Raw genomic sequence first — 14,142 nt, 5'->3', positions numbered from 1 at the left:
AGCCCGACACGTATGCGTGTGTCGACACGCGTATACGCTGGTGTACAGAGGGCGGGTCGGTGGTCTAGGCTGCGGACGTCGCCGAGGCGGCGCATCGTCGTTCCGGAGCAAGAGGGAGTCATGAGCACAGTGCGCAAGGCGGTCGGTCCGCCCCCGCCCGACCCCGACCGGGACCAGCCGGAGCAGCACGGCTCCGAGCACTACTGGCGGCTGCGGCAGGACATCCTCAACGGCCGTTTCCCCAAGGACGCACCGCTCCTGGAGACCGCCCTGAGTACCGCGTACGGCATCTCCCGGACCCCCGTCCGGGAGGCACTCGGCCTGCTGGAGCACGACGGTCTGCTGGAACGCGCCCCCCGCGGCTACCGCATCCGCTCGGGCACCTCCGAGGACGTCGTGGAGATCTACGAGGCGCGGATCGCCCTGGAGTCGGAGGCCGCCGCCTCGGCCGCGCTGCGCCGTACCGACCTGGACCTGGCGCGCCTGCGCCACCAGCACGAACTGATCTGCGATCCCGACAGCGAGCACGCCGCCCGGGCCGCCAACTTCCGTTTCCACGAGGTCCTCTGGCAGGCCGGCCACAACGCGACCATCGCCGAGCTGCTGGTGAAGCTCACCGCCAGGCTGCGGATCTACGACAGCGGTCCGCCCTCCTCCTTCGGCGACCCCGACGTGCTACGCGAGGAACACGAGCGGATCCTGCGGGCCCTCCAGGACCACGCGCCCGACGAGGCGCGCGCCGCGACGCGGGCCCACCTCAAGCGCAGCCTGGACCAGCGCATCCGCGTCCTGGTCAGCGGCGGGGACACGGACTCCGGCGGCTGACCCGCCCCGCACCCACCCCGCGCGCGTTCCCACCCCCGCGCTCACCGGCCGAGCGGCCACCACCGCACCGGCCGGCCCCAGCCCCAGCCCCAGCCCCAGCCCCAGCCCCAGCCCCATGCTCCGGAGCACTGCACCGGACGAGAACCGGGACCTTCCCGGCGAGACCCGACGAGAGGAGACCACCGTGGCTGGCCACCCGTCCCGTCTCCTCGCGCCGCGACGGCACGGCGACCCGCACCCGAACACCGACTGTCGCTGTCTCGGTTGTCACTGTTGTCACTGTTGTCACGGTTGTCGCGTCCCCTCCGCCTCTCGCCGTCCTCCCCCGTCACTCCCGTCCGCCGGCCCCGCCCCCGCCGCGTCGGCCACCGCACCAGGAGCAGCACCGCATGAGCAGCAGCACCGACCGGCGCATCCGCCTCAACGCCCTCCGCCAGTCCACCGTCGGTCACACCGCCGCGGGACTGTGGCGCCACCCCGACAGCCAGGCCCACCGCTACCGCGACCTGGGCCACTGGACGGAGACGGCCCGCATCCTCGAACGCGGCCGCTTCGACGCGCTGTTCATCGCCGACGCCCTCGGCCCGCTGGAGGTCTACCAGGGCCGGGTCGACGCGGCCCTGCGGGACGGGATCAACACCCCCACCGACGACCCGCTGCTCCTGGTCAGTGCCCTGGCGGCGGCCACCCGGCACCTCGGGTTCGCGGTCACCGTCTCCGCCACCTACGAACTGCCCTACGCGTTCGCCCGCAAGATGACCACCCTCGATCACCTCTCCGGCGGCCGGATCGGCTGGAACGTCGTCACCTCGGCGCTGGACAGCGCGGCGCGCAACCTCGGCCTGACCGAGCAGATACCGCACGACGAACGGTACGTGCGCGCCGAGGAGTTCATGGAGGTCGTCTACAAGCTGTGGGAGGGCAGCTGGGAGGACGGCGCCGTGGTGCGTGACGCCGGGGCGGGAGTCTTCGCCGACCCCGCGCGCGTCCACCCCATCGTCCACCGGGGCACGTACTTCGACGTGCCGGGCATCGCCCTGTCCGAGCCGTCCGTGCAGCGCACGCCGGCCCTCTACCAGGCGGGCACCTCACCCGCGGGGCAGGCCTTCGCCGCCCGGCACGCCGAGGGCGTCTTCCTGTCGGCGTACCGCCCCGAGATGGCCCGCGGGCTCGTCGACTCCATCCGGGCCAGGGCCGCCGAGGAGGGCCGCGACCCCTCGGACCTGAAGTTCTTCGCGGGCGTCACCGTGATCACCGCGCCCACCGACGCCGAGGCCCGCGCGAAGTACGAGGACTACCGCGGGTACGCCTCGCTGGAGGGGAGCCTCGCCCGCTACAGCGCCCTCCTGCACATCGACCTCTCGCGGCTCGACCCCGACGTACCCCTGGAGTACGTGGACACCGAGGGCATCCGCGGCATGGTCGAGGTCTTCACCCGGCTCGACCCCACCCGCACCTGGACGCCCCGGGAGATCGCCGACTTCGTGGGGGTCGGCGGCGGGGGGCCGGTCATCGTGGGCTCCCCGTCCACCGTCGCCGACGAACTCGAACGCTGGACGGACGCCGCCGGCGTCGACGGCTTCAACATCGCCGACCCGGTCACCCCCGTCACCCTGCGCGACTTCGTCGACCTCGTCGTCCCCGAACTCCAGCGCCGGGGACGGGTGTGGACCGAGTACGAGGGCGCCACGCTGCGCGAGTACCTCGGCCGGCCCGGACAGCCGCGGCTGCCCGCGGACCACCCCGGCGCCGCCCACCGCCGTCCCTGATCCCACCCCGTCCTCCCCGGGGGACGCGCGCGCCGGCGCCCCGTACGCCCCGGGCCGCGCGCCCCGCCCTCCGTCACGCCGTCCGCCCCTGGAGCCACCCGTGTCCCAGATCCGCGTCATGCTCGACTACTTCCACCCCTGGCCCAACGCGGCCGGCTTCTACACCGCCCGCGACCGCGGCTGGTACCGCGACGCCGGCCTCGACGTGGAGCTGGTCGTGCAGGACCCCGGAGTCGGCGACACGCTGGAGTACCTCACCCGCCGTCGCGTCGACTTCGGTGTGTTCCCGCCCAACCGCCTGCTGGCGCGCCGGGCGCGCGGTGAACGCCTGATCGGCGTCGCCGCGGTCAACCACCGCGGACTGGAGGCCGTCCAGACCGTCACCGGCAGGGGCATCGCGCGTCCCCGCGACCTCGCCGGCCGGCGCATCGCCTTCAACCCGACCCCGCGCGGCCGGGCCATGCTCCGCCACCTGATAGCCGCCGACGGCGGTGACCCCGACTCCTTCGTCACCGTCGACGCGGGCTTCCGGGAACTGACGGTGGACGACATCGAAGCCGGCCGTGCGGACGCCACCTTCGGCAACTACTGGTCCTGGGACGCCCTGCGCGGCGAACTGCCCGACGCACGCCGGATCACCTGGCCGGTCGACGAGATCGGCGCCCCCCGCTACCACAGCTACCTCCTCGGCGCCCACGAGGAACTCGTCGACGCCAACCCCGTCCTGGTCGGCGCGTTCCTCGCGGCGACCGCCCGCGGGTACCACGCGGCCGCCGAGGACCAGGAACGCACCCTCGCCCTCCTCGAACGCGTCATCCCCTACTTCCCGCAACCGCTGATCGCCCGCTCCCTCGCGCTCGTCGCCCCCACGTGGACCGACCCGCAGGGCCACTGGGGCGTCGTGGACGCCGACCGCACCGGCCCCTACGCACGGTGGCTCGCGGCCCACGGCGCCCTCCCCTCCGCCGAGGGCTGGCAGGCGTCGTACACCAACCGGCTACTGCCGCTCGCCCCGGCGGTCGCCGCGTGAGGCCCCGCCTGACCCGGCGGGTACCGGTCGACCTCAAACGCACGTGCAGCGCGCTCTGTCGCACGGCCGCCGTACCGCACCCCGTACCGCACCCCGTTCCGATCACCGCCGTGCCCGCACGAAGAGAGCCCCCGCCATGATCCGCCGTTCCCCGCTCCGCCGCACCGCCCTGCCCGCCGCGGCCGCCGCGCTCCTGTTCGCGGTGACCGCCTGCTCCGCCGGCGCCGAGGCGACCGCCTCCGACCCGTCCGCCACCACGGTCACCCTGGCCCTGGACTGGACGCCGAACACCAACCACACCGGCATCTACGTCGCCGAGGAACTGGGCTGGTTCGAGGACGCGGGCATCGACCTGAAGATCCTCCCCTACGGCTCCACCGACCCCAACACCCTCATCGCCTCCCACAAGGCGGACTTCGGCATCTCCTACCAGGAGGGCGTCACCGTCGCCCGAGCCGCCGGCCAGGACATCACGTCGGTGTACGCGGTCACCCAGAAGACCAACGTCACCATCGCGGTCTCCGCGAAGCGCGACGACATCCGCACCCCCAAGGACCTCGACGGCAAGACGTACGCCGGCTTCGGCGCCGCCTACGAGAAGCCCCTCCTCCAGGAGGTCATCCGCAACGCGGGCGGCAAGGGCGAGTTCACCTCGGTCGCGCTCAACACCTCCGCCTACGCGGCCCTCTACGCCGGCCAGGCCGACTTCGCCATGCCGATGCCCACGTGGGAAGGGCTGGAGGCCGAGCTCACCGGCAAGCCGCTGAAGAACTTCGCCCTCTCCGACTACGGCTTCCCGGAGATCTACTCCACGCTGATCGCGTCGTCCGACGCCTATCTGAAGAAGAACACCGGCACCGCGAAGAAGGTCGTCGCCGCCCTGTACAAGGGCTACGCCTACGCCGCCGCCCACCCCGAGAAGGCCGCCGACCTGCTGATCAAGGCCAACAAGAGCGAGCTGACCAACACCGAGCTGGTGCACGAGAGTGCCCAGCTGCTCGCCGACGACTACTACCGGGCCGCCGACGGCACCCTCGGCGGCCAGTCCGCCGAGCGCTGGCAGGACTTCGCCGACTTCGAGTTCCAGGCGGGCCTGCTCAGCGACGCGAACGGCAAGAAGCTGACCGAGGCGCCCGACGCCTCCTCCTTCTTCACCGACGACTACCTGCCGGAGCAGTGATGGACGCCCCCACGGCCCCGTCCGCCGCCTCCACCGCCTCCACCAGCCCTACCGCCTCCACCGGCTCCACCGGCTCCACCGGCCGGGTGGCCGCGACCGCCGCCGACCCCGCGGCGGCGCTCCGCCCCGCCGCATCGCCGGCCCCGGGCCGCGTGCGCGGCCGAGCCGCGGCCGTCCTCGCCACCGTCTGGCCACCCCTGCTGGTCCTCGGCGTCCTCGTCGCCGGCTGGCAGGCCTACACCGAGGTCACGGCCATGGACCCCACGGTCCTGCCCAGCCCCGGCCGGGTCCTCGCCCAGGGCTGGGAGAACCGGGCGGACCTGTGGGCCAACACCGTGCCCACGCTCCAGGAGACCGCCGCCGGCTTCGCCCTGTCGTTCGCCCTGGCCTGGGCGGTGGCGGTGCTGCTGGACTTCTCCACCGCGGCCCGCCGCGGCCTGTACCCACTGCTGGTCGCCTCCCAGACCGTCCCGATCGTCGCCGTCGCCCCCCTGCTGATCATCTGGTTCGGCTTCGGACTGCTGCCGAAGATGCTCGTCGTCACCCTGGCCACCTTCTTCCCGCTGGCGGCCAACCTCGCCGCCGGATTCGCCTCCGCCGACCGCGAGGCGATGCGACTGCTGCGCTCGCTGGGCGCCGGCCGTCTGCGCACCTTCCGGCTCCTGCGGGTCCCCAGCGCCATGCCGTACTTCTTCGCCGGACTGCGGGTCAGCATCACCTACGCGGTCGTCGGCGCGGTCTTCGCGGAGTACGCGGGCGCCGAGAGCGGGCTCGGCATCTACATGCAGGCCCAGAAGAGCGCGTTCCGCACCGATCTGGTGCTGGCGGCCGTCACGGTGACCGCCGCGCTCAGCATCGCCCTGTTCGCGGCGACCTACCTGCTCGAACGCCTGCTGCTGCCGTGGCAGCGCATTCTCCGGAACGAGGATCCGTCATGAGCGCCGTAGATCCCGCGCCCTCGCACCGCGGCGGACTGGAGGTGCGCGGCGTCGGCAAGTCCTTCGGCGCCCTGGAGGTGCTGCGCGACCTGCACCTCACCGTCCGCCCCGGTGAGTTCGCCGCCGTCATCGGCCCCAGCGGCAGCGGCAAGTCGACCCTGTTCGACCTCGTCTCCGGCCTGGAGCGGCCCACCGGCGGCACGGTCCTCGTCGACGGCGAACCGACCGGCCCCCGCTCCCGCCAGGTCGCCCACATGCCCCAGAAGGACCTCCTCTTCCCCTGGCGGACCGTCCTGGACAACACCGCGCTCGGCCTGGAGGCGGAGGGCGTGCGCCGCAAGGAGGCCCGGCGGCGGGCCGGCGAGCTCTTCGAGGCGTTCGGCCTGGACGGCTTCCAGCGGGCCTACCCCGCCCAGCTCAGCGGCGGCATGCGGCAACGCGCGGCGCTGCTGCGCACGGTCGTGCTGGGCCGGCCGGTGCTGCTGCTCGACGAACCGTTCGGCGCGCTGGACTCGCTGACCCGCACCGACATGCAGCTGTGGCTCGCCCGGATGTGGCAGCGCTACCGCTGGACGGTCGTGCTGGTCACCCACGACATCCGCGAGGCGGTCCTACTCGCGGACACCGTGCACGTCCTCTCCCCGCGCCCCGCGACCGTCGTCGAACGCATCGAGGTCCCGCGCGGCGGACCCCGCGGACACGCCGGCCTCACCGAACCCGCCCTGGCGGCCGTGGAGCAGCGCGTCCTCGCCGCCCTGCAACGCCGTACGGCGCCCGCCGGCGCGGCCCCCGACGGCGGCGGCGCCCCTTCCAGCCCCGAGTACGAGGAGTCCCCCGCGTGAGCACCCTGCTCGCCCACGGCCTGGGCCACGAGCCGGTGCGCCCCGACTGGGAGCCGCTGACCGAGCAGGAGGTCGCCGACGTCCTCGGACGGTCCGCCCGGGTGCTGTGGCGCAGCCCCCGGCCCCTGTCCGCCGCCGCGCTCGTGGACGCCGGACGCCCCCTGTTCGTCAAGCGCCACCATGTGAGCGTGCGCACCCTGGACGGCCTCGCCGAGGAACACGCCTTCCTGCGCCACCTGCGGGCCAACGGGGCCCCGGTGGTGGACGTCGTGTCCGCCACCGGCCGCGGCGAGTGGGTGTACGAGGTGCACACCGCCGGCACCGGCACCGACCTGTACCGGGACGCCCTGTCCTGGTCGCCGTTCACGTCCGCCGGGCACGCGCGACAGGCCGGGGCGGCACTGGCCCGGCTGCACCTGGCCGCCGTCGGCTTCGACGCGCCGCGCCGCCGGGTGCAGCCGCTGGTGAGCTCCTTCACCGTGTTCGCCGACCGCGACCCGGTGACGGCCCTGCACCGCTACGTCGACGCCCGCCCCGCGCTCGCCGACGCCCTCGCCGGCCGGCCCTGGCGGGACGACCTGGAGCGCCTGCACCTGCCGTACCACCGTGAACTGGCGCCCCACCTGGACGCGCTGGAGCCGTTGTGGACGCACAACGACTGGCACGCCTCCAACCTCCTGTGGGACGCCTCGCGCTCCCCCGCGACCGTGTCGACCGTCCTGGACGTGGGCCTCAGCGACCGCACCACCGCCGTCCACGACCTGGCCGTGGCGCTGGAGCGCAACATCGTGCAGTGGCTGGACCTGCCGTCCGGGGAGGTCCGGGTCCACCTCACGCACCTGGACGCCCTGCTCGACGGCTACACCGCCGTGCGTCCCCTGACGGCCGCCGAACGCGCCGCGCTGCCGGCCCTGCTGCCCCTGGTCAACGCGGAGTACGCGCTCTCGGAGATGGACTACTTCGGGGGCGTGACGCGATCGGAGACCAACACCGCTCTGGCGTACGCCTATTTCACCGACCACACCGCGTGGTTCGGCGGCCCCGCGGGCCGTCGGCTCCTCGACCGCCTGCGCGACCGCCTGGGCCCGACCGGCTGACCGCGACCGCCCGCCGGACGGCACCCGCACCCGGGCCCGGACTCCGGATCCGGGCGGCTGGGCTCTGCCCGTGGTCGCAGCGCTCCCGGCCCAAGGCCCACGCCCCCAAGGCCCACGGCTGACCCGAGGCCCACGCCTCTCACCTCCGGGGCGCGACCGGAGACGGCTTGGGCGCGACCGGGGGAGGCCGGGGTACGACCGGAGACGGCTTGGGCGCAACCGGGGGAGGCCGGGGCACCACCCGGGGGGCGGGAACAGGGCCCGCCCCGACGCGGATGGCGGGCGGGCCCTGTCCGCCGGATCGATTGTCCGGTCCGCCAGCGGCCCGGACCACGCGTGCGCGGGGGCGGCCCGGGTGAACCGTACACACCCCGTGTGCGGTGCCCTGCGCTTCTTCCCCAGGGCGGGGGTGGGTCCCCAGGCGCTTCTTTCCCAGGGCGGGGGTGGGTCCCCAGGCGTCCGGCGCGACGCCCGCCATCGGCCCGGGGCCGAGCCTGGCCGGGCCGGGCCGGGCCGGGCCGGGCCGAGCCCACGGCGGTGCCGCGCCGATGTCCTGGGCGGAACCGATCACCAGTGCGGTGCGTTCTTCGAGAGCCGGATTCATCCGGGTGCGCCCCCGGTGGCGCGGCCGGGCGCGCTGTCCGTGCCCCCATGTGGCCGCACCGGCGCGCGTGGCCCGTCCCGCAGGTGGGAAGGCGCTACGCGACCCGGTCCGCACCCGACCCCCGCTTGATCGCCCACCCGCCGCGACGACGATACTGACTACTCCCCCGTCGTCCCCGCTCTCTCGAATGGACCCATGCTCACCTCCCCGCCCGCCCCGCCCACGACTCCGTCCACCGTGTGGCTGGCCCGCGGCCGGCACACCGGGCCGACCGCGCCGGACGTCCTGCGCAAGAACCTCCGGGCGCTCAAGGACGACGCGACGATCCTGGACTTCCTGGAGCTGCCCGAGGAGGACACCGCCGACGGCGAGCTCGCCTTCGAGGCCCGGTGGCTGCTGCCCGACGACGTGACCGTGCGTGCCCGGCTGACCCTCGCGGAGTGGTCGGGGCGCGGGCAGGAGTGGACGCTCGTCGCGGAGGCGGAGCGTCCGTGGGACCTGCGCGGTCCGTCGCCCGCGGCCATGTTCTGGCCCTGGGCCGCGGACGCGGACGCGCCGTGGGGCCACGAGACGGTCACCGGGCAGCGGTACCTCGACATCAACCCGCTCCCGGCGGACGACAAGGAACTGCGGCGCACCCTGCGCGACGCCTGCCGGGACACCTGGACCGTTCACGTGGTCGTCCACGAGGCCATGACGCCCGACGAGCGGGGCCGCCGGTCGCTGGTCCCGCTGCTGCCCGCCGGCCTGCACCACCGCGTGGTGGAGCACCGCGCCGCGCCCCACCAGCTGCGCACGGTGAACTGGGCGCTGCGGGACTTCGCCGTGGAGCTGCCGCGCGGCGGTGCCCTGGTGCTGCCAGGATCGCCCGCTCCGGAGGCGTACGAGGCGGGATCCTTCTCGGTGCGCAGCGTGTTCCTGGACGGTTCGCACCCCACCGAGCTGCTGGACGCGGTGACCCGGTTCGCCGTGCTGCCCAAGCCGCTGCCGGAGGGCGGCGAGGCGGCGCTCACCGTGCTGCGCGAGCAGTGGCGGCTGCTGACCCTGGAGGAGGAGCTGGCCCGCGAGCGCTCCCTGGTGGTGATGTACAAGGAGGCGCTCGAGGCGATGACCCAGTCCCGGGACCTGTACCGGGAGGCCGCCGAACAGGCCCACGAGGCGCTGGCCGCCTACCGCGAGGCGGCCGACATGGGCGAACGCCCGCAGCCGCAGCCGAAGCCCGGCGGCGGCTCCCCCTTCCAGCAGCTGGGCCGGACCCTGGAGCGGCTGAGGGAGACCGCGAAGGGCCTGCGGCCCGCCCTGCCGGCCGGGGGCGGCTCCCGCGAGCCGGACCGGGAGGGGCCGGAGGAGCAAGTCATGAAAAAGGACAGTGGCGCGGAGAAGGCCGGCTCCGGGCAGGACGGCGGGACGCGGGGCGGCGCGGCCTAGCGGACGACGCTGCGGAACAACGCTGCGGGTCAGACGCCCAGGGCCCCGGGGCGGCAGAACTGCCGCGCCCGTCTCGGCAGGACAGCGGCAGCCGCTCGGCGTCCGCTCCCAGCGCCTCCCGTTCCCGCGGGCTGAGCGGCGCCCGCCCGGTCGCCACCCGCGCGTACCGCGCGTCGTCCGGGTCCGGGGGGCGCCGGCCGGCCGGGCAGACCGTCCGGCGTCTCCGTACGGCCGCCGGCCCGGCGGTGGCCGGGTCGGGCGCCCAGTCCCGCCCGTAGGTGACGGCGTCGCGGTCGGGAGGGGCGGAGGCAGGCGAGCGCGGGGCCACGAGCGCGCGCTGGGCGTCCGCGAGACACAACCGTTCCGTGTCCCTCGCATGGCGCTCTCCGCCGCTTCCGCCTCGTCCGTCCCCTTCGTCTCCTTCCGTGCCGGTACGTGTGGCGCGGCGTGGACTGGATACGCGGTCCCCACGGCATGACGGATCTTCCGGAAGGGATCCATCCCATGGGCAGCGAGCACGGCTCCACGGGCGGCACCACCGCGTCGCCTCCCCACCGCTCCGACACGAGGCTGCGGGTCAACGGCAAGCCGCACACCCTCTCCGTCGACCACCGGCGGGTCCTGCTGGACGTCCTGCGCGAGGACCTGGACCTCACCGGCGCCAAGAAGGGCTGCGACCACGGTCAGTGCGGCGCGTGCACGGTGCTCGTCGACGGCCGGCGCGTCAACAGCTGTCTGCTGCTCGCGGTGTCCCTGGACGGCTGCGACGTGACGACCGTCGAGGGCCTGTCCGGCGACGGTGAGGCGCCGCACCCGCTCCAGCGGGCCTTCCTGGAGCGCGACGCGTTCCAGTGCGGGTACTGCACGCCGGGCCAGCTCTGTTCCGCGGTCGGCGCGATCGCCGAGGCGGAGGCGGGCCACCCCTCGCACGTCACGGACGTCCGGGCGGCCTCGGGGCCGGTGGCGCTGAGCCGGGAGGAGATCCGTGAGCGGCTCAGCGGCAACCTCTGCCGGTGCGGCGCCTACCCCCGCATCGTCGACGCGGTCGAGGACGTGGTCCGGTGAAGCCCTTCGCCTACGTGCGGGCCGGCAGCCTCGCCGAGGCCGCCGACGCCTACGCCTCCCACCCCGGCGCGCGCTACCTGGGCGGCGGCACCAACCTCGTCGACCTGATGAAGCTCGGCGTGGAGGAGCCCACCACCCTCATCGACGTCACCCGGCTCCCGCTGGACCGGGTGACGGAGCTGCCGGACGGCTCGCTGCGGGTCGGGGCCCTGACCCGCAACAGCGACCTGGCGGCGCATCCGCTGGTCCGTGACCGCTACCCGGCCCTGTCGCAGGCGCTGCTCGCGGGGGCCTCGGGGCAACTGCGCAACGCCGCCACCACCGGCGGCAACCTGCTCCAGCGCACACGCTGCCCGTACTTCCAGGACGTCTCCAAGCCGTGCAACAAGCGCGCGCCCGGCAGCGGCTGCGGCGCCCGCGACGGCGTGCACCGCGACCACGCGGTGCTCGGACACTCGGAGCGGTGCATCGCCACGCACCCGTCGGACATGGCCGTGGCCCTGGCCGCGCTGGACGCGCAGGTCGAGCTGTACGGTCTGGCGGGCGTGCGCCGGGTGCCCGCCGCGGAGTTCCACCGGCTGCCCGGCGAGCACCCGGAACGGGACACCGTCGTCGAACCCGGGGAACTGGTCACCGGCGTGCTGCTGCCGGCGGCCACGGCCGGGCTGCCGTCGGCGTACCGCAAGGCCCGCGACCGGGCCTCGTACGCCTTCGCGCTGGCCTCCGTCGCCGCGGTGCTGGAGGTGGCGGACGGTGTGGTCGCGCACGTCGGGCTAGCCTTCGGGGCGCTGGCGCACCGGCCCTGGCGGGCCGGGCGGGCGGAGGAGGCGCTGCGCGGCGCGGCGCCGACCGCGGCGGCGTTCGAGCACGCCGTCGGCCTCGAACTGTCCGCCGCCCGGCCGCTGCGCGACAACGCCTACAAGGTGCCCCTCGCCCGCAACCTCGCCGTCGACGTCCTGACACGGCTCGTGCAGCCCCGGGAGGAGTCATGACAGCCGCCGCCGTGGGTGCGCCCGTCGAACGGCGGGACGGGCCGGAGAAGGTCACCGGCACCGCCCGGTACGCCGCCGAGTTCCCCCTGCCGGGACGGCTGTTCGCCCGCCCCGTGCCGGCCACGGTCGCGCGCGGGCGGGTGACGGGCGTCGACGTGTCCGAGGCGTCCGGGGTGCCCGGCGTCGTCTGCGTCCTCACCCACGAGAACGCGCCGCGCCTGGCCGATCCGGACGACGCCACCCTCGCCCTGCTCCAGGGCCCCGAGGTCCCGCACCGGGGCTGGTTCGTGGCCCTCGTGGTGGCCGACGGCCCGGAGGCGGCCCGGGCCGGCGCCGCCGCCGTCCGCGTCTCCTACGCCGAGGAGCCGCACGACGTCACCCTGTCCGCCACGCACCCGGCGGCCTACGTGCCCGAGGAGGCCAACGGCGGCTACCCGGCCGTCCGGGAACACGGCGACCCTGAGGGTGCGTGGGCGGACGCGGCCGTGCGGGTCGACGCCGGCTACCGGGTGCCGCCCCTGCACAACCACCCCATGGAGCCGCACGCCAGCACCGCGCACTGGGACGGCGAGCATCTGACGGTGCACACCTCCAGCCAGGGCACCACGGTCGTGCGGGCCGTGCTCGCGGGGATGTTCGGGCTGGAGGAGGAGCAGATCTCGGTCGCCGCCGAGTACGTCGGCGGCGGTTTCGGGTCCAAGGGCACGCCCCGGCCGGACGTGGTGCTCGCGGTGATGGCCGCGCGGCACACCGGACGTCCGGTCACGGTGGCGCTGCCCCGCCGTTTGCTGCCCGCGGCCGTCGGGCACCGGGCGCCCACCCTGCACCGGATCCGCCTCGGCGCGGACGCCGACGGCCGGCTGGCGTCCCTCGTCCACGAGGTCACCACGCACACCTCCCGGGTGAAGGAGTTCGTGGAGCAGGCGGCGGTCCCCGCACGGGTCATGTACGCCGTGCCGCACAGCCGCACGGTGCACCGGGTGGTGCCGCTGGACGTGCCCACGCCGTCCTGGATGCGGGCGCCCGGGGAGTGCCCGGGCATGTACGCCCTGGAATCGGCCGTGGACGAACTCGCCGTCGAGCTGGGCCTGGACCCCGTCGAGCTGCGGATCCGTAACGAGCCGCGGGCCGAGCCGGACACCGGCAGGCCGTTCAGCAGCCGGCACCTCGTGGAGTGCCTGCGCGAGGGCGCGCGCCGGTTCGGCTGGGAGGGGCGGGATCCGCGCCCGCGCTCCCGCCGCGAGGGGGCGCTGCTGATCGGCACGGGCGTGGCCGCCGCCACCTACCCGGTGCTGGTGCTGCCGTCGACCGCGGCGGCCCGCGCGCTGCCCGACGGGAGCTTCCTCGTCGAGACCAACGCCACGGACATCGGCACCGGGGCCCGGACGGTCCTGGCGCAGATCGCCGCGGACGCGCTCGACGTCCCGCCGGAGCGGGTCCGGGTCCGGGTGGGCAGCAGCGACCTGCCGGCGGCGTCGCTGGCCGGCGGCTCCTCCGGCACCGCCTCCTGGGGCTGGCCGGTCCACGAGGCCTGCGCCCGTCTCGCGGAGCGCCTGACCGAATTCCCCGGCCCGGTGCCCGAGCAGGGCCTGGTCGTGCACGCCGACACGGCGGGCCGGGCCGACGCCGACACCCCGTACGCGCGGCACGCGTTCGGGGCGCACTTCGCGGAGGTCGCCGTCGACACGGTGACGGGCGAGGTGCGGGTGCGGCGCCTGCTGGGGGTGTTCGCCGCGGGGCGCATCCTGAACGCCAGGACCGCCCGTTCCCAGTTCGTCGGCGGCATGACCATGGGACTGGGCATGGCCCTCAGCGAGGGCAGCACCCTGGACGCCGCCTTCGGCGACTTCACCGAGTCCGACCTGGCGTCGTACCACGTGCCCGTGCACGCGGACGTGCCGGACATCGAGGCGCACTGGGTGGAGGAGGACGACCCGCACCTCAACCCCCTGGGCGGCAAGGGGATCGGCGAGATCGGCATCGTGGGGTCGCCGGCCGCCGTCGGCAACGCCGTGCACCACGCCACGGGGGTCCGGCTGCGCGAACTCCCCCTGACACCCGACCGCGTGCTGGCGGCACTGTCGGCGTCCGCCCGGTGAGCACGTCCGGCCGATGAGCACGCCCGGCCGGTGAACGCGTCCGGCCGATGAGCACGCCCGGCCGGTGAGCACGCCCGGCCGATGAGCACGCCCGAACGGTGAACGCGTCCGGCCGGTGAGCACGTTCGGCCTGTCAGCAGGTCCGGTCCGTCAGCAGGTCCGGCCGGTAAGCGCGTTCGGCCAGTCGGACCGCGCGGCCGTCGGACCCGGCGGCCGTCAAACCGAGCGGCCAAGGACCCGGCGGCCCCGGACCAGCGCCTGGAATGCCCCCGC

The 14,142-nt window shown here is 74.9% G+C and carries 11 protein-coding genes; all 11 read left to right on the top strand.

Annotated elements, in window-relative coordinates; translation table 11 throughout:
* Positions 1-120: 120 nt before the first annotated feature.
* Positions 121-825: a GntR family transcriptional regulator gene (locus tag ACFYWQ_RS20430; protein WP_389518219.1), complete on the top strand. Its 705-nt coding sequence runs from the start codon at positions 121-123 to the stop codon at positions 823-825.
* Between the two features lie 389 nt (positions 826-1,214).
* Positions 1,215-2,594, top strand: a complete 1,380-nt coding sequence (locus ACFYWQ_RS20425; RefSeq protein ID WP_389518218.1) for an LLM class flavin-dependent oxidoreductase — start codon at positions 1,215-1,217, stop codon at positions 2,592-2,594.
* A 100-nt stretch (positions 2,595-2,694) separates the two neighbouring features.
* On the top strand, positions 2,695-3,624 hold the full coding sequence (locus ACFYWQ_RS20420; RefSeq protein WP_389518217.1) for an ABC transporter substrate-binding protein: 930 nt from the start codon (positions 2,695-2,697) through the stop codon (positions 3,622-3,624).
* Positions 3,625-3,760: 136 nt separating this feature from the next.
* Positions 3,761-4,804 (top strand): ABC transporter substrate-binding protein, encoded by a 1,044-nt coding sequence (locus ACFYWQ_RS20415; RefSeq protein WP_389518216.1) that lies wholly within the window; start codon positions 3,761-3,763, stop codon positions 4,802-4,804.
* Entirely contained in the window at positions 4,804-5,742 is a 939-nt protein-coding gene (locus tag ACFYWQ_RS20410) for an ABC transporter permease (RefSeq protein WP_389518215.1), read from the top strand. The genes ACFYWQ_RS20415 and ACFYWQ_RS20410 overlap by 1 nt, the downstream gene beginning before the upstream one ends.
* Positions 5,739-6,584 carry an ABC transporter ATP-binding protein gene (locus tag ACFYWQ_RS20405; RefSeq protein WP_389518214.1) on the top strand — a complete coding sequence of 282 codons (846 nt, stop codon included), beginning with the start codon at positions 5,739-5,741 and terminating at the stop codon, positions 6,582-6,584. Before ACFYWQ_RS20410 ends, ACFYWQ_RS20405 begins: the two co-directional genes overlap by 4 nt.
* Entirely contained in the window at positions 6,581-7,681 is a 1,101-nt protein-coding gene (locus ACFYWQ_RS20400; RefSeq protein ID WP_389518213.1) for a phosphotransferase enzyme family protein, read from the top strand. Before ACFYWQ_RS20405 ends, ACFYWQ_RS20400 begins: the two co-directional genes overlap by 4 nt.
* A 799-nt stretch (positions 7,682-8,480) precedes the next feature.
* Positions 8,481-9,713, top strand: a complete 1,233-nt coding sequence (locus tag ACFYWQ_RS20395) for a hypothetical protein (RefSeq protein WP_389518212.1) — start codon at positions 8,481-8,483, stop codon at positions 9,711-9,713.
* A gap of 504 nt (positions 9,714-10,217) precedes the next feature.
* Positions 10,218-10,778: a (2Fe-2S)-binding protein gene (locus ACFYWQ_RS20390; RefSeq protein ID WP_389518211.1), complete on the top strand. Its 561-nt coding sequence runs from the start codon at positions 10,218-10,220 to the stop codon at positions 10,776-10,778.
* Complete coding sequence (locus tag ACFYWQ_RS20385) at positions 10,775-11,770, top strand: FAD binding domain-containing protein (protein WP_389518210.1); 996 nt, start codon at positions 10,775-10,777, stop codon at positions 11,768-11,770. Before ACFYWQ_RS20390 ends, ACFYWQ_RS20385 begins: the two co-directional genes overlap by 4 nt.
* On the top strand, positions 11,767-13,869 hold the full coding sequence (locus tag ACFYWQ_RS20380; protein ID WP_389518209.1) for a xanthine dehydrogenase family protein molybdopterin-binding subunit: 2,103 nt from the start codon (positions 11,767-11,769) through the stop codon (positions 13,867-13,869). Before ACFYWQ_RS20385 ends, ACFYWQ_RS20380 begins: the two co-directional genes overlap by 4 nt.
* Positions 13,870-14,142 lie beyond the last annotated feature (273 nt).

The organism is Streptomyces sp. NPDC003247 (assembly GCF_042888135.1).
Lineage (GTDB): Bacteria > Actinomycetota > Actinomycetes > Streptomycetales > Streptomycetaceae > Streptomyces.
This window is presented reverse-complemented; position numbering and strand designations above follow the sequence as displayed.